General features: G+C 61.2%; 14 protein-coding genes. 13 read left to right on the forward strand and 1 reads right to left on the reverse strand.

Annotation, left to right across the window (positions count from 1 at the left end):
• Window positions 1-187 precede the first annotated feature (187 nt).
• Together AC13FW_RS05725 and AC13FW_RS05730 are read left to right on the forward strand one after the other, a co-directional pair.
• Entirely contained in the window at window positions 188-385 is a 198-nt protein-coding gene (locus AC13FW_RS05725) for a helix-turn-helix transcriptional regulator (protein WP_192288159.1), read from the forward strand.
• Entirely contained in the window at window positions 385-726 is a 342-nt protein-coding gene (locus AC13FW_RS05730; RefSeq protein WP_192288158.1) for a helix-turn-helix domain-containing protein, read from the forward strand. Before AC13FW_RS05725 ends, AC13FW_RS05730 begins: the two co-directional genes overlap by 1 nt.
• A 733-nt stretch (window positions 727-1,459) precedes the next feature.
• On the opposite strand, the gene AC13FW_RS05735 is transcribed toward AC13FW_RS05730, so the two are convergent.
• Complete coding sequence (locus AC13FW_RS05735; protein ID WP_482988478.1) at window positions 1,460-2,296, reverse strand: surface-adhesin E family protein; 837 nt, start codon at window positions 2,294-2,296, stop codon at window positions 1,460-1,462.
• Between the two features lie 78 nt (window positions 2,297-2,374).
• Between AC13FW_RS05735 and AC13FW_RS05740 the strand changes: the two genes are divergently transcribed.
• From AC13FW_RS05740 to dbpA, 11 genes are all read left to right on the forward strand, one after another.
• Window positions 2,375-2,629, forward strand: coding sequence for a helix-turn-helix domain-containing protein (locus AC13FW_RS05740; protein ID WP_482988479.1), 255 nt, complete (start codon window positions 2,375-2,377; stop codon window positions 2,627-2,629).
• A 343-nt stretch (window positions 2,630-2,972) separates the two neighbouring features.
• On the forward strand, window positions 2,973-5,390 hold the full coding sequence (locus AC13FW_RS05745; protein WP_482988480.1) for a type I restriction-modification system subunit M: 2,418 nt from the start codon (window positions 2,973-2,975) through the stop codon (window positions 5,388-5,390).
• Window positions 5,387-6,628, forward strand: coding sequence for a restriction endonuclease subunit S (locus tag AC13FW_RS05750; RefSeq protein WP_482988634.1), 1,242 nt, complete (start codon window positions 5,387-5,389; stop codon window positions 6,626-6,628). Before AC13FW_RS05745 ends, AC13FW_RS05750 begins: the two co-directional genes overlap by 4 nt.
• A gap of 28 nt (window positions 6,629-6,656) precedes the next feature.
• The gene (locus AC13FW_RS05755; RefSeq protein ID WP_482988481.1) at window positions 6,657-9,767 is read left to right on the forward strand and encodes a type I restriction endonuclease subunit R; all 3,111 of its coding nucleotides are present in this window, start codon (window positions 6,657-6,659) and stop codon (window positions 9,765-9,767) included.
• Entirely contained in the window at window positions 9,767-10,465 is a 699-nt protein-coding gene (locus tag AC13FW_RS05760; RefSeq protein ID WP_482988482.1) for a M48 family metallopeptidase, read from the forward strand. The genes AC13FW_RS05755 and AC13FW_RS05760 overlap by 1 nt, the downstream gene beginning before the upstream one ends.
• A 466-nt stretch (window positions 10,466-10,931) precedes the next feature.
• A complete protein-coding gene (locus AC13FW_RS05765; RefSeq protein ID WP_482988483.1) occupies window positions 10,932-11,246 on the forward strand; it encodes a type II toxin-antitoxin system HigB family toxin in 315 nt (104 codons plus the stop codon).
• An 8-nt stretch (window positions 11,247-11,254) separates the two neighbouring features.
• A complete protein-coding gene (locus AC13FW_RS05770; RefSeq protein ID WP_482988484.1) occupies window positions 11,255-11,608 on the forward strand; it encodes a helix-turn-helix domain-containing protein in 354 nt (117 codons plus the stop codon).
• 310 nt (window positions 11,609-11,918) lie between these two features.
• Window positions 11,919-12,431 (forward strand): GNAT family N-acetyltransferase, encoded by a 513-nt coding sequence (locus AC13FW_RS05775; protein ID WP_482988485.1) that lies wholly within the window; start codon window positions 11,919-11,921, stop codon window positions 12,429-12,431.
• 245 nt (window positions 12,432-12,676) lie between these two features.
• Window positions 12,677-12,964 (forward strand): hypothetical protein, encoded by a 288-nt coding sequence (locus AC13FW_RS05780; protein ID WP_481533380.1) that lies wholly within the window; start codon window positions 12,677-12,679, stop codon window positions 12,962-12,964.
• A gap of 229 nt (window positions 12,965-13,193) precedes the next feature.
• The gene (locus tag AC13FW_RS05785) at window positions 13,194-14,147 is read left to right on the forward strand and encodes a C13 family peptidase (protein WP_482988486.1); all 954 of its coding nucleotides are present in this window, start codon (window positions 13,194-13,196) and stop codon (window positions 14,145-14,147) included.
• Between the two features lie 87 nt (window positions 14,148-14,234).
• Window positions 14,235-15,611 (forward strand): ATP-dependent RNA helicase DbpA, encoded by a 1,377-nt coding sequence (dbpA, locus tag AC13FW_RS05790; RefSeq protein ID WP_481548149.1) that lies wholly within the window; start codon window positions 14,235-14,237, stop codon window positions 15,609-15,611.
• Window positions 15,612-15,618 lie beyond the last annotated feature (7 nt).

Consider the following 15,618-nt stretch of genomic DNA (forward strand, 5'->3'; position numbering starts at 1 on the left):
GGTGCTGGCCGGGCGAGTTGTTCAGAGGCTCTCTAGAGCTGGCGCGCCTGTGACTCTGCGCGCAGCTTCCTGATTGCGCGCGCTGGGTAGCGCGCTGCCCGGTTCTTCCAGCCAACTATTCCCATCGCTGCATTCCGCAGTACCGCAAGGCATCTGGCCTACGGTCACTTACTGCTGAGGTACATCGATGGAAACTCAACCCTTACTCACACCTGGCGACCTGCTGGACGAAACAGAAGTAGCAGCCCTGCTGGCGCTGAAAGTTGCCACTCTGCGGAATTGGCGAGCCAAAGACGAAGGCCCGCGCTATGTGAAGCTGGGTAAGCGAGCCGTCCGCTACCGCCGTGCCGACTTGGAGAGATTCGTTTCCGGGAAGGTGGACTGATGAACGCCTTCGTCCAAAGCGAACGAACTCCGGCAAGCAGATCAGGGCTCAGGAGGGAACACGGCTCTGACGACTCATCGCAACTCCAGTGCAAGCGTCCGGTCGAGGGTACGGCTCGTGCGGCCGTCCTCGCGGCCCTCGAGGCCGGCCAGAGCCTGACGCAGGCAGAGGCGCTGCGCGAGTTCGGTGCGTTCCGCCTCGCCGCCGATGTGCATGCATTGAAACGCGCGGGCTGGCCCATCATCACCACAGAAGTCGAGGTCCCGACCCGGCGCGGAACTTCACGTGTTGCCAGGTATCACCTGGCGGAGGGCGCGGGCGGTGGCACAGTCGCGACTTAAGGCCAAAGGGCGTAGCGGGATCGGGCATGAGGCACATGTGCGGCTATATGCGCACGAACTGACCTGCCCCGCCTACTGCACATTGAACCCCGATGCACGCGCACTGCTGATAGAACTTCGCGCACTGTATCGACCCTCGAAAGGAAACGTGGTTTTCCTGAGCCTGCGGGAGGCGACAAAGCGAATTGGGGTGGGCCAGCGGCGCGTGCAAGCAGCGTTCGCCGCGCTAATTGAGCGCGGGTGGATCACTGTCGAAACTCCAGGCGGCTTCACGTACAAGACCCGACACGCCACGAGCTACCGACTGGAGAACGAAGCCGGGGCCGCCCTGGACGCAAAGCCATCCAAGCCATACATGCGATGGCAACCGGATGCCGGGCTGGAGGCAAAACCATGAGGACTCGCCCCCATACGCTCTCGCATGCCAAAAAAACACGGCAGCTGAAATGACTACCGACAGTAGTTGCTACAGCTACAGTGGCGGCAGAAAATTCACCACTCTGGGTCTTCACGGCAGCCAGAATGACTACCGTCAGGCCAATTTTTGGGCGCTCACGGTAGCCAAAACAGCTACACAGATATAGTTACCAAGTGGGGGGATTGCGGGGGAACGTTTTGAGCGCGCCGCTCATTAGTCACCGGCCATGCCGGCAGCCACCCTGAGCTGCTGGCAGCCAACATGGGCGCTGGTCTACGTGAACGATGAGTTTCTCTCAAAAGAATCCGTCTTGTTTTAGAGCCTACAGAGGGCCTCATAGGCCGGAACATACAGCGAGTCTGCCGAAAAGCTGTCCCGCTTCAAGTCGGCGCCGCTTTGCTCGTCCACAAAGAGTTGCTTGCCTTGGTAGAACGAAACTAGCTTTAACAAGGAGGTTTGGCGGGATAGACAATGGAAGGTCGTTAGTTCTTGCACTTCATCAATCATTACCCCTCCAGGTCCAGGGCCAAAGGCATGGGGGAACTGGACCTTCAGCCAGGCAGTGACGTTGGAACCGCGTTTGTTGACGGATTCCGGGCTGATGAAAATTTGTCCACCATCAATTGATGTCGAGATTTTTTCCCATGTCATTTGCTGGCTTGGGGTGTTGGATGTGGTGGCTTCGACCTGAGCCGTCGGGGGCCGTGCTACCGCCCGGGACGAGGACGCTGACTTCGACCATCCCAATTCGGACATACAGCCCTTGTGGATGACCCTCTGTTGGCGTCGGGCGGCGATTAGTGCACCAGCTGCTGCTCCTTGAGCAAAGCCACCTGCGAACGCGTCACCAACACTTCGGGCTGGGGTGGTCGTGCCTGAATAAGTACTGCGGTAGGTACTACCGTTCGGACCATAGGTGATCGAGCTGCCGGAGACATGAGCGCCCTGTCTCTGAGATTGCGGCACGTTCACGGAGGGCATAGGGGCCGCTCCAACTGCGACCCGGTTGCAGTATGCGTCGTCAATGACCAATTGATGTTCTTGCTGTGCCGGATCGGCGATTGAAGGGTTCTGCCATTTCGCCCCCGTCAAAGCGACAACACAGAGTGCTGCCAAGCCAGCGTGATATCGCCTGGAGGGGTTGTTGTCCATCGTTCCCAAGTCGTAGTCCTACGATTTGATGAATATATTCCGTGGACTAGGGGTCTCGTCAAGCGGGAGCCTATCCCCATGAGCCGTCCCTTTGAAGCAGTCAGACGAGAACTCGCGGGTAATATCCGCGAGTTACGTCTTGCTGAGGGGCTCTCCCAGGAGAAGCTAGCTCTCGAGGCGGGGATCGATCGCACCTACATCAGTCAGATCGAACGCTCAGTCGGGAATCCATCGCTATTGGTGTTGTGCAAGCTTGCTGACAGACTTGGGGCAGATGTAGCCACCCTGATGACTGCCTTCGACTCCAAAGAAGGTTCCGCCCAGGAAAGATGAAGTCGGCCGAAGATTGATCGGCGGCGGAAGTGAGGTCTTGTCAGGAGGTCGCTATCGTTATCGGATAGTCATGCGCCGCCGATGGCGCTCGGCCGTACTGATTTGGGACACCATCCTCCGGTGGCGCGGCCACGCGCCAACATTGGAAGCTGAAGCAGAACACCTGTTGGCCGCCTTGGGCCAGAGCATCAAAGCAGCGCGAAGTTTTTGCAATGGCAAAAAACAGTTCGTCATAGCATCCTTGAACCCCGCGCTTGCGCCAGTGACGGCCTGACACCGCCGCGCTGCACCCCACCGGCCCGCCCGTACAGGGCGGGCCTTGCTATTCCAGTCCTGATCAACCATGCCCATCAAAAAGTCCGACCTCTATTCCTCCCTCTGGGCCAGCTGCGACGAACTGCGCGGCGGCATGGAGCCGTCCGAGTACAAGGACTACGTCCTGTTCATGCTGTTCATCAAGTACGTCAGCGACAAGTACGCCGGCGACGATCTGGCACCGCTGGTGATCCCGGCCGGGGCCAGCTTTGCCGACATGGTGGCCTTCAAGGGCAAGCCGGACATCGGCGAGCGCATCAACACCCGGGTCATCCAGCCGCTGGTGGACGCCAACAGCAGCAGCCTGTCACTCAGTGACTTCCCCGACTTCGACGACCCCAAGAAACTGGGCGAAGGCAAGGAACGCCAGGACAAGCTGACCAACCTGGTCGCCATCTTCGAAGACCCGGCGCTGGATTTTTCCGACAACCGCGCCGAGCACGACGACATCCTTGGCGATGCCTACGAATACCTGATGCGCCACTTCGCCCAGGATTCGGGCAAGAGCAAGGGCCAGTTCTACACCCCGGCCGAAGTCAGCCGCACCATCGCCCAGCTGATCGGCATCGGCCCGCACAACACCAACCGCCAGACCACCGCCTATGACCCGACTTGCGGGTCAGGGTCGCTGCTGTTGAAGGTGGCCGCCGAAGCGGGCAAGCCCATCACCCTGTACGGGCAGGAAATCTCGGCCACCACTGCCGGCCTGGCGCGCATGAACATGATCCTGCACGATTTCCCGGATGCGTCCGTGCAGTCGGGCAACACCCTGGCCGACCCCAAGTTCAAGGACGGCGAGCGGCTCAGGACCTTCGACTACGTGGTTGCCAACCCGCCGTTCTCGGACAAGGCCTGGAGCAGCGGCCTCACCCCGGATGCCGACCCCTTCCAGCGCTTCGCCTGGGGCGTGCCGCCGGCCAAACAGGGCGACTACGCCTACCTGCTGCACATCCTCCGCAGCCTCAAGGCCAGCGGCAAAGGCGCCTGCATCCTGCCGCACGGCGTGCTGTTCCGTGGCAATGCGGAAAGCCAGATCCGCCGCCAGCTGGTCGACAGCGGCTACCTGACCGGCATCGTCGGCCTGCCGGCCAACCTGTTCTACGGCACCGGCATCCCCGCCTGCATCCTGCTGCTGGACAAGGACAACGCCAGCGCCCGCCGCGGCATCTTCATGATCGATGCCAGCAAGGGGTTCCTGAAGGACGGCGCCAAGAACCGCCTGCGCGAGCAGGACATCCACCGTATCGTCGACACCTTCAACAAGGCGCAGGACGTGCCCGGCTATGCGCGCATGGTCGGCTTCGACGAGATCCGCGATGCCAGGAACGACTACAACCTCAACCTGCAGCGCTATATCGACAGCAGCGCCGCCGAAGACCTGCAGGACATCGAAGGCCACCTGCTCGGCGGTATCCCGCAGCGCGACGTGGACGCACTGGCGACCTACTGGGCCAGCATGCCCGCCCTGCGCGCGGCCCTGTTCGAGGACGCCGGCCGCCCCGGCTACCTGCAACTGACGCGGCCGCAGGCCGAGGTGAAATCCGCCATCCTCGGCCACGCCCAGTTCCAGGCCTTCCAGGCCACGGCGGCCGAACTGCAAACCCGTTGGCAGCAGCACATTCGCCCGACATTGGCCGGTTTTGCGGAAGGCGGCTCCCCCAAGCAGTTCATCCATGAAGTGTCCGAAAGCCTGCTGGCCGCCTATGCCAAGGCGCCGCTGCTCGATGCCTACACCATCTACCAGCACCTGATGGACTACTGGGCACAGACGATGCAGGACGATGCCTACCTGCTGTCTGCCGATGGCTGGAAGGCCGAGCCAGCACGCATCATCGAGACCAACAAGAAAGGCCAGCGCAAGGACAAGGGCTGGGCCTGCGACCTGGTGCCCAAGCCGCTGGTTGTGGCGCGTTACTTCGCTGCCGAACAGCAGGCACTTGATGCCGCCAGCGCTGCGCTGGACAGTGCCAGCAGTGCGTTGGAAGCCTTGGAAGAAGAACACAGCGGCGAGGACATGGCCTTTGCCGGGTTCGACCGTGTCACGGCGGCACTGGTGAAGGACCGCATCCGCGAAATCGGCAAGGACCCGGACGGTGCCGAGGAGCTGGCGGTGCTGAAGCAGTGGCTGGCGCTGACCGGCGAAGTGGCCGCGCTGAAAAAGCAACTCAAGGCACTGGACGCCGAGCTCGACGCCAAGGCCCTGGCCAAATACCCGCAGCTGTCAGTGGCCGACATCCAGGCCCTGGTGGTGGATGACAAATGGCTGGCCACGCTGTCCGCCGCCGTGCAGGGCGAAGTGGAGCGTGTATCGCAGACCTTGACCTGCCGGGTAAAGGAACTGGCCGAGCGCTATGACGCACCGCTGCCGCAGTTGGCTGCGCAGGTGGAAAAACTGGAAACCAAGGTGGCCGGGCATCTGGCGAAGATGGGGTTTGCGTGGAAATGACTTTTTCTCACATGCAAGCAGATACTCCGGCCATTCCGAATGGATGGAGCTCGAAAACCCTTGGCGAGTTGGGGAAGTTTAAGAACGGGATCAACAAGTCCGCCGAAGACTTCGGGCATGGTCATCCATTGGTTAATCTGCTTGATGTATTCGGCAGGTCGAAGTTGTCGCTTGGGGAGCCTGAACTTGGCTTAGTGAACTCTAGCGAAGATGACCGTCGCACCTATGATCTACAAGAGGACGATGTTCTCTTCGTTCGTTCATCGGTTAAGCCTGATGGGGTTGGTCTTACGACACTTGTTTCAGAAAATCTTCCGAACACGGTGTTTAGCGGCTTTCTCCTGCGATTTCGCATCGACGGCGAACTGCTCGGAAAGTTTGCGGAGCATTGCTTCTTTCTGGACGGCTTTCGGAAGTCATTGATCTCCAGTAGTACCGTCAGCGCAAACACAAATATCAACCAATCTTCGCTCAAGAAGCTTTCCATCAGCTTCCCTCAAGACAAGGTAGAACAATCCGCTATTGCAAACGCCCTCAGCGATATGGATGCGCTACTGGCCGCGCAGGACACGCTGATCGCCAAGAAGCGCGCCATCAAGCAAGGCGCGATGCAGGAACTGCTCACCGGCAAGCGCCGCCTGCCGGGATTCAGTGGGGAGTGGGAGGTGAAGCGGTTAGGGGAATTGGCACAACTATCCAAGGCAGGCATCAACCCATCGGCGACGCCGGGGGCTCTTTTCACACATTTCAGCTTGCCTGCGTTCGATGCCTTAGAAGCACCTATTGTCGAGGCGGGATCGTCTATCGGCAGCAACAAATTTGTTGTGCCGCAGGATGCGGTACTGCTATCTAAACTCAACCCGCGCATTCCGAGAGTCTGGGCCCCAGCCGAAATACCAGCGAATTCAGTTTGCTCAACGGAATTCTTGGTTCTTGTTCCAAATAAATCGATTGATAGAGAGTTTTTGCTGCTTGCCTGTCGGTCTAGTCATGTCAGTGTGGAGATGGAATTACATGCAATCGGAACGACAGGGAGCCATCAGCGAATCCATCCAAGTCAAGCGCTGAAGATCGAGATACCTATTCCTAAAGATACAGACGAGCAATCGGAAATCTCTAAGGTGTTGTGCGACATGGACACCGAACTCACCGCGCTCGAAGCCCAGCGCGCCAAAACCGTGCAGCTCAAGCAGGGCATGATGCAGGCACTGCTGACCGGCCGGATCCGGCTGGTCTGAATCAAGGACGACAGGGGGAGTCCACAAGATGAATACAACACCCGGACGCGTACGCGCCGAGCGCACCACCCAGAACCGTGTGGCCAGGCTGTTCACTGACAGCGCGCGTGCGGGCTGCCTGGGTTACGACCACCTGGGCGACTGGAGCAAGCGCGAGGGCAACCGCAACATCGAGCCGGACTACCTCAGCGCCAACCTGAAACGGCGCGGCTACACCGATGCGCAGGTATCGGCGGCGTTGCGCCAGCTGCAAACTGCCGCCGAGATCCACGGCAATACCCTGTACGACGCCAACTTCCGCACCTATGGCCTGCTGCGCTATGGCGCTGACGTGCAGACCGCGCTGGGCGAACAAACCCGGAAGGTCCACTTCATCGACTGGGCCAACCCGGACAACAACGATTTCGCGCTGGCCGAGGAAGTCACCCTGCGCGGTAGCTTCGAGCGCCGCCCGGACATGGTGCTGTATATCAACGGCATCGCCATGGTGGTGATCGAACTCAAGCGGGGCAGCAAGGACAAGGCCGAGGGCATCCGGCAGCTGATCAGCAACCAGGAGCCGGCCTTCAACCAGGCGTTCTTCAGCACGGTGCAGCTGCTGTTGGCCGGCAACGATGCGCAAGGCCTGTATTACGGCACCGTGGGCAGCCCGGAAGCGTTCTATGTGCAGTGGAAGGACGAGGCCGGCCTGGCCGCTGGCGAGCCCGGCGTGCTGCTGGACCGGCCATTGGCGCAGATGCTGGACAAGGCGCGGCTGCTGGATTTCCTCTACCACTTCGTGATCTTCGACGCCGGCATCAAGAAGGTGCCCAGGCAACACCAGTACGCCGGCATCAAGGCCGCGCAGGAGCGCACCCGCAAACGCGAAGGCGGGGTGATCTGGCATACCCAGGGCAGCGGCAAGAGCATCCTGATGGTGCTGCTGGCCAAATGGCTGCTGGAGGACGACGCCAATGCCCGCATCCTGGTCATCACCGACCGCGAGGAGCTGGATGAGCAGATCACCAAGGTATTGAAGAACTCCGGGCTGGATTCCACCCGGGTGGGCTCACGTGCCGACCTGGTGGACAAACTGGGCGCAACCACGCCACGGCTGTTGTGCGCGCTGATCCACAAGTTCGACACCACTGACCTGACCGGCCTGCCGCCGCCGGCGCACGGGCGCTTCTACGTATTCGTGGACGAAGCCCATCGCACCCAGGGCGGCGACATGAACAAGCAGATGAAGCGCTGGCTGGGCGATGCGATCTTCATCGGTTTCACCGGCACGCCGCTGCTGCGCAAGGACAAACAGACCACCCACGACGTATTCGGCACCTACATCCACACCTACAAATTCCCCGAAGCGGTGGCCGACAAGGTGGTGCTGGACCTGAAGTACGAGGCGCGCGAGGTGCCGCAGGCGCTGGGCAACCAGAAGAAGATCGAAGAGTACTTCGCCAACAAGACCAGGCACCTCAACAATTTCCAGAAGGCGGCATTGCGCAAGCGCTGGGCCACGATGGAGGAGCTGCTCAGCTCGGCCGAGCGCAAGGACCGCATCATCGGCAGCATCCTGGAGGACTTCGACACGCGCCGCCGCCTGAACGACGGGCGTGGCACGGCGATCCTGGTGGCCGACGAGATCTACGACGCCTGCCACTATTTCCGCCTGTTCCAGAACACCAGTTTCGGCCGGCACGTCGGCATCATCACCTCCTTCGAGCCGGACAAGACCCAGTATTCGAAGGAACCGGCCGGCAGCGATTACCGCTACAAATACGACACCTACCGGGATTGGGTGCTCAAGGATTTCGACAGCACCGACAAATACGAAGCGGAGATGAAGCGGCGCTTCAAGGACGAGCCGGCCAACTGCAAGCTGCTGATCGTGGTGAGCAAGCTGTTGACCGGCTTTGACGCGCCCAGTTGCTCCTACATCTACCTGGACCGCAACCTGCGCGACCACGACCTGTTCCAGGCGATCTGCCGCACCAATCGCCTGGACGGTGATGACAAGGACTACGGTTACATCGTCGATTTCAAGGAGCTGTTCGGCAAGGTGCAGGAGGCCATTTCGGTCTACAGCTCCGACCAGCTGGTGGTGGATGGCAAGGACGGGCAAGACGGCAATATCACCCTGAAGGACTGGATCAGCGAAGGCGTGAAGAAGCTGGAGGAGAGCCGCGAGGCGCTGCTGCACCTGTGCGAACCGGTGCTGGCACCGCGTGAGCTGGAGCAGTTCATCGCTTACTTCTGCGGCGAAGCGCAGGACGCCGAGGCGCTGGAACAGGCCGAGCCGCTGCGCATTTCCTTTTACAAGCTGGTGACGGCGTTCGTGCGGGCCTGGGCGGACATTGGCAGCGAGTTGTCGAACGCCGGCTACGACGAGGCCACGATTGCCCGGCTGGAGCAGGAAGTGGCCTTCTACGCCGAGATGCGCGCGGCCATCAAGAACCACTCCGGTGAGGAGTTCGACATCAAGCCCTTCGAGGGCGATATGCGCGACCTGCTCAACCGCTACGTGCGCGCCGATGAAGCCCGCGAACTGGGTGACATGGGCGACCTGTCGCTGGTGGATTTGATCGTCAAGAGCGGCATCCACGACGCCATCGCGCAAAAGCTCAATGCCAAGGGCAGCAGCAACAAGGCGGTGGCCGAGGGCATCATCAACAACGTGCGCAAGGCCATCATCCAGGAGCGGCTGACCGATCCGCGCTTCTTCAAGGAGATGTCGAGCCTGCTGGACGAGCTGATCAAGCAGTCGCGCGCCGATGCGGAAAGCTACGCGGAGTTCCTGAGGCAGGCCGAAGCACTGGCCAGGAAGCTGGCGACGCATGCAGCCGGTGGCGAGCAGGTGCCCGAGGCCTTGCGTGACAAGCCCGAGGCCTCCCTTATCTACCGCAACCTGCCAGACATCCTGGCCAGGCCCGTCGATGCCACGCACGTTGCCGATGATGCGCCGCTGCACGGCAGCGAGCTGATCGGCATGGCGGTGAAGATCGACGCGGTCATGCGCACCGATGTCCCGGCCGGCTGGAAGGGTGACGCGATCAAGGAGCGCGCCGTGCAGCGCGCCCTGCTTGCGGTGGTTGACGGCAACCGTGAGGCCATGATCAAGCTGTACGAGCTGGTCAAAAACCAGGCTGGCTACCGTTGATGGACACCTTCCTGCTGGGCGACATCGAAATCGCGGTGACGCGCAAGGACGTCAAGAACGTACACCTGGCCGTGCATCCGCCAGAAGGCCGGGTCACGCTGGTCGCACCCATGCGCTCGCGCCTGGACGTGCTTCGGGCCTATGCCATCACCCGGCTGGGCTGGATCCGGAAACAGCAGGCCGGGTTCCGCGCGCAGGCCCGCGAGGCACCGCGCCGCCATGTCACCCGCGAGAGCCACAGCCTGTGGGGGCGTCGCTATCTGCTCGATGTGCAGATCGTCGATGCCAAACCCGGTGTCCGCCTCGATCACAAGCGCATCACGCTGAGTGTTCGCCCCGGCACCGACGAGGCGAAGCGCTCCGAAGTGATGCACGCCTGGCACAAGGCGCAGCTGCATGCCGTGCTGCCCGATCTCATTCACGCCTGGGAGTTACGACTAGGGGTGAAGGTGCAGGCCTACTACCTGCAACGCATGAAGACCCGCTGGGGCAGCTGCAACCATGCCCGCGGCCATATCCGCCTGAACACGGAGCTGGTGAAGAAGCCGCGGCACCTGCTCGAGTATGTGGTGGTCCACGAGATGGCACACCTTATCGCGCCAACCCACGACGAACGCTTTATCGCACTGCTTGATGAACACTTCCCGCGATGGCGGGAAGCACGCGCAGAGCTCAATAGTCTTCCGCTTTCTGCGTAGTGATGAGGGCAGCGGTACGGCCAGATGAAGCAAGTACCTGATCCTGATGCACCAAGGAAGCCCACTGAACGGAACGCCGTCATCGCGGGTACTTTCGCTAGCACCACCAACCTTTGCGGGTATTTTTGAGGGTACTCTAACAATTAATCCAAGAAAAACGCATTAAATACAAGTAGATATGAACCTTGTTCAGGTGCGCCCACCACCATTAGATGGACCGTCAAGGTCCCGATCAGGCCGGAAACCCAACAGATTCATGGGTTTCCGGCTTTTTTGTTTCCGCGTCCACGCGACTGCGGGAGTGCCCTTGAGCATTTGGAGGGAAGCTTCTCGCGCTGTGGCTTCATCCCGACGCTCCACTTGCCCGCGCTGGAAGGCCCCTTGGCTCTAGTTCCTGGAAGGGCGGGGCCTGACCAACCGGCGACTCTGGACTAACAGCACCTTGCCACAGTCCCAATTTGGGACTATGGTTGCCACCATGCGAGTCATAGCCCTTTCGACGCTCAAGGCGTTCTGGCAAGACAAACCTGAATATGCCGATGCCGAAGAGCCGACGATGGCTTGGTACAAACATGTTGCAGCGGCGGACTGGAGCCAGCCAGCGGAGGTCAAGTCGGATTTCGGCAGTGCAAGCATCCTCAAGGACAGCAGAGTTGTCTTCAACATCGCAGGCAACAAGTACAGGTTGATCGTCTGGATCAACTATCACTATCGAGTCGTATACGTGCGTTTCATTGGTACTCATCCGCAGTACGACGCCATCGACGCTCAAACCATTTGAGGTGATCCATGGATATCAAACCCATTAAAAATGAAGCCGATTACCGTGCAATGCTCGGCGAAATCGACGGCCTGATGATGGCCCTTCCTGACACTCCAGAGGGTGATCGCCTCGATGTCCTCGTCACGCTGGTGCAGGCTTATGAAGCAAAACACTATGCGCTTGAAGCGCCCAATCCTATTGCGGCCATCAAATTCCGCATGGAGCAATCTGGGCTCACGGTAAAGGACCTGGTCTCCAGCATTGGTCAGCCGAACCGGGTATATGAGGTACTGAACGGCAAGCGCGAGCTGACACTCCCAATGATCCGCAAGCTACACAGGAACCTTGGCATTCCCGTAGAGAGCCTTGTCGCAGCCTGACCCCCTTCCCAAGCCTGATTGTCTGCGGCCTCCGCAGGTCGGCATCTTTCCTTGTGCATGGACAGATGACTGATTGCAGAGCTGGTCGGGGCAGTCGCGCTGATCAATGCCGCCTTCAACCCGCACATGAGGCGCTGATCAGCCCAGGCACTCATCACAGCCTCGCGCCCCTCCCCCATTTACGAGCAGCAATCAAGGCTGTCTTGGCCCGTACCCTGGCTTCATGGCGCGGCCTCATTCCTCGCGGCCTGTCCTGCCCGTCTCGTAGCTCAGGTGGGCACCAGAGCCCGCTCCCGCGTGGCGGAATGTGATGGTCCAGGTTGACGAACCGCGATTCGCCGAAGCCATCAGAACCAATCGCAAGGAGATAGAAGTGGAAATTTCCGTTCGTCCTGCCACTGCTGCTGACATGGAACCCGTCGCCTCGCTCTTTGATCAATACCGGCAGTTCTATGGTCAAATTTCCAATCCCGGCTTGGCCCGGGAGTTCATTGGCGCCCGTCTGCGGGAGGGATCTTCCCTGATCCTGGTTGCGGCTGATTCCACCAGCAGTCTTCTCGGCTTCACCCAACTCTATCCGCTGTTCGATTCCGTTGGTGCTACCAAAAGCTACGTTCTCTACGACCTGTTCGTGTCTCCAGACGCTCGCCGCCTGGGCGTGGCCAGAAAACTGATGGTCGCTGCGGTTTCTGTTGCGAAGGGGCTTGGTGCTGGACGCATTGAGTTGCAGACCGCGAAGGACAACATCCCAGCGCAAAGACTCTATGAAGCGCTCGGGTGGGCGCGCGACAACGACTTCTACATCTACGCCATCACACCGTAAGACAGCACCGTTCTTGGCCGACCAGGCAGGCCGCCCGGGATCAATCCCCCCCACGACGCTGATGTCGATATCGACGCCGGCGCCTGATTGGCAATGCAAGCCCCCTGGGCGCCCTTCCAGCCCCTCGACAACGGCTTTGTCAGATAAATCCTAGGCCAAGTAAGGTGTATCCCTCATTGAGGTAGTGGTATCCCCGACAGCACCATTACAGGCTATTGGCTGGCAGTCATAACAGCAGGTGCTGTATGGACTACGAGAAGTTGCGCGATCACTTCGACGTTCTGGCACAGCAGGTCGTGCAGGACGCTACCGCGCTTGGCGAATACGAGCGCAAACAGAAGCTGCTGGAGATGCACCAGCTTGTCGACCGGATTGTCGAGGTTGTACCGGACGATGATGAGCAGGCCGACGTCCTGTGCAGGCTGGAAGATCTGGTCTACCGCGCCAACAGCGCAATCAATGCCGCCGAGCAGCTTGAGAATCTCAGGAAGAAGTGTGCCCTGGCCTATGGCTGGTCATCGCTGGCGGACTGAGCGTCGCGCTGACCGCTACGGGATTACGCCAGCTACGGCGCGCGGTCCCAACACCTGCAAAAGCATCCACTACGCATCCAGGCGCCAACTCCGGCACCATAGCCACCAAGGCCGCCTCCTGGCGCGCACTGGATGCAGCACGGTCAGCTCGACCGTGTTGCCATACCCACCGTCATGGATTACGGCAATGGCAGCCCAACGCGGTTCCCAGCATTCCCCAACCCGGCTGATGAAAGCCGTCGCCAACGTGTTTTTGGCGGCCTGTGCGGCCTGGCCTGCATTCGCCGGCACCGCCGCAGCAACCGAGCGGCAAGCCACCACACCCAAACTCGAAGGCAGCCAGCTCACGATGCTGGACGCCGCATTGGCGCACTTGCCGGCCCAGCGCCCCGGTGTCACCGACATCTACGTGCTCGGCGTGGCCGGCGATGCCGACGAAGACGTGTTCCCCAATGAAGTGGCCTACCTGCGGCAACTGTCGGCAACACGCTGGGGTGCCGAAGGCCGCATGATCAGCCTGGTCAACCAGCCCGCCCTGGGCCATGGCGGCCCGCCGCAGGTTCTGGCTACCGCCGACAGCATCGGCCATGCCCTCAATGGACTCGGGCAGAAGCTGGACCCGGATGAAGACGTGTTGTTCCTCTACCTGACCAGCCATGGTCTGCATGACAACAGCGTCTACCTGCACACCGGCCGCGACCAGGAAGACTATCTGGCACCGGCACAGCTCGCGCGGATACTGGATCAAGCCCAGATCGGCAATGCGGTGATCGTGGTCTCGGCCTGTTTCTCGGGCGCCTTCGTGCCGGCACTGATGTCTCCGCAGCGCATGGTGATCACTGCCGCGCGCAAGGACCGCCCATCCTTTGGCTGCGGCAATACCGATAGCGCTACCTGGTTTGGCCGCGCCTTCCTGGTCGAGGCCCTGAACGCCACCAACGACTTCGCCCACGCCTACACACTGGCTGCAGGCAGCGTCCGCCGCCGCGAAAAGGAGCAAGGCGAGCTCCCCTCCGAACCGCAGTTCAAGACTGGCAAGGCCGTGGCTACCGTGCTCGAACAATGGCGTGCAGGCTTGCCGGACACACCTGCCGTGCCCTATCCCTTCGTTTACCAACGCCCTTCCGGGGCCAAGACCGTCACACCCAGGAGCAAACCTGTCACCAATAATCGCAAGAGCTGATTCCGCCCCACCGGCACTGGATGAAGCCGACCGGGCTACCCATTCAGGAAGGCAAGCGCCGCCGCCCGGCTTCTGCGAAAATATGGCATGACTGACTTCTCTTCCCTGCCGCTGTCGCCGGCACTCGCTCCTGGCATCGACGCGCTGGGCTATACCTCGATGACGCCGGTACAGGCGCTGGCCCTGCCGCCGATCCTGGAAGGCCGCGACGTGATCGCGCAGGCCCCGACCGGCAGCGGCAAGACCGCCGCCTTTGGCCTGGGCCTGCTCAATCGGCTCGACCTGTCCGTCAGCCGCACTCAGGCGCTGGTGCTGTGCCCTACCCGCGAACTGGCCGATCAGGTCGGCAAGCAGCTGCGCAAGCTGGCCACCGGCATCCCCAACCTGAAACTGCTGATCCTCACCGGCGGCATGCCGCTGGGTCCGCAGCTGGCCTCGCTGGAAGCACATGACCCGCAGGTCGTGGTCGGCACCCCCGGCCGCGTGCAGGAACTGGCGCGCAAGCGCGCATTGAACCTGGGCCAGGTCCGCAGCTTCGTGCTGGATGAAGCCGATCGCATGCTCGACATGGGTTTTGAAGAGCCGATCCGCGAAATCGCCGGCCGCACCCACAAGGACCGCCAGAGCCTGCTGTTCTCGGCCACCTTCCCGGAAGCGATCCGCGAACTGGCCCGCGCCCTGCTCAACGAGCCGGCCGAAGTCACTGTCGATGGCCAGGCCGAAGCCCCGGCCATCCAGCAGCTGTTCTTCGAAACCGAGCCGGCCAACCGCCAGAAGGCGCTGGGCGGCTTGCTGCTGAGGTATACGCCGGAATCGGCGGTGGTGTTCTGCAACACCCGCAAGGACGTGGACGAAGTGGCCAACTCGCTGCGCCAGTTCGGCTTCTCGGCGTTGGCGCTGCATGGCGACATGGAACAGCGCGACCGCGACGAAGTGCTGATGCAGTTCTCCAACCGTAGCTGCAACGTGCTGGTCGCCAGTGACGTGGCCGCACGCGGCCTGGATGTGGAGGACCTCGCTGCGGTGGTCAACTACGAGCTGCCTACCGACATCGACACCTACCAGCACCGCGTAGGCCGTACCGGCCGCGCCGGCCGCAATGGCCTGGCGTTGAGCCTGGTTGCCGGCCGCGAACGCAGCCGCGCCGATGCACTGGAAACACAGCAGGGCAAGCCGCTGAACTGGCAGAAGACCCCGCTGGCAACCGCGCGGCCGGCAGAGCTGCCGCAGGCAGCGATGACCACCCTGCGCATCGATGGCGGCAAGACCGACAAGCTGCGCGCTGGCGACATCCTCGGTGCTTTGACCGGCGATGCCGGGTTGTCGGCCAAGGCGATCGGCAAGATCGACATCTTCCCGACCCGCTCCTATGTGGCCATTGCCCGTGAGCAGGTAGGCAAGGCCCTGGCCCGCCTTGAAGCCGGCAAGATCAAGGGCAAGCGGTTCCGCGTTCGCAAGATGTAAGCAGGTG

The sequence above is a fragment of the Stenotrophomonas sp. 21LCFQ19 genome (assembly GCF_056861425.1).

Excerpts from the sequence above, each read along its gene's own strand:
- AC13FW_RS05725 (WP_192288159.1), top strand. The coding sequence starts at position 188 with ATGGAAACTCAACCCTTACTCACACCTGGCGACCTGCTGGACGAAACA.
- AC13FW_RS05730 (WP_192288158.1), top strand. The coding sequence starts at position 385 with ATGAACGCCTTCGTCCAAAGCGAACGAACTCCGGCAAGCAGATCAGGG.
- AC13FW_RS05735 (WP_482988478.1), bottom strand. The coding sequence starts at position 2,296 with ATGGACAACAACCCCTCCAGGCGATATCACGCTGGCTTGGCAGCACTC.
- AC13FW_RS05740 (WP_482988479.1), top strand. The coding sequence starts at position 2,375 with ATGAGCCGTCCCTTTGAAGCAGTCAGACGAGAACTCGCGGGTAATATC.
- AC13FW_RS05745 (WP_482988480.1), top strand. The coding sequence starts at position 2,973 with ATGCCCATCAAAAAGTCCGACCTCTATTCCTCCCTCTGGGCCAGCTGC.
- AC13FW_RS05750 (WP_482988634.1), top strand. The coding sequence starts at position 5,387 with ATGACTTTTTCTCACATGCAAGCAGATACTCCGGCCATTCCGAATGGA.
- AC13FW_RS05755 (WP_482988481.1), top strand. The coding sequence starts at position 6,657 with ATGAATACAACACCCGGACGCGTACGCGCCGAGCGCACCACCCAGAAC.
- AC13FW_RS05760 (WP_482988482.1), top strand. The coding sequence starts at position 9,767 with ATGGACACCTTCCTGCTGGGCGACATCGAAATCGCGGTGACGCGCAAG.
- AC13FW_RS05765 (WP_482988483.1), top strand. The coding sequence starts at position 10,932 with ATGGTTGCCACCATGCGAGTCATAGCCCTTTCGACGCTCAAGGCGTTC.
- AC13FW_RS05770 (WP_482988484.1), top strand. The coding sequence starts at position 11,255 with ATGGATATCAAACCCATTAAAAATGAAGCCGATTACCGTGCAATGCTC.
- AC13FW_RS05775 (WP_482988485.1), top strand. The coding sequence starts at position 11,919 with ATGGTCCAGGTTGACGAACCGCGATTCGCCGAAGCCATCAGAACCAAT.
- AC13FW_RS05780 (WP_481533380.1), top strand. The coding sequence starts at position 12,677 with ATGGACTACGAGAAGTTGCGCGATCACTTCGACGTTCTGGCACAGCAG.
- AC13FW_RS05785 (WP_482988486.1), top strand. The coding sequence starts at position 13,194 with ATGAAAGCCGTCGCCAACGTGTTTTTGGCGGCCTGTGCGGCCTGGCCT.
- dbpA (WP_481548149.1), top strand. The coding sequence starts at position 14,235 with ATGACTGACTTCTCTTCCCTGCCGCTGTCGCCGGCACTCGCTCCTGGC.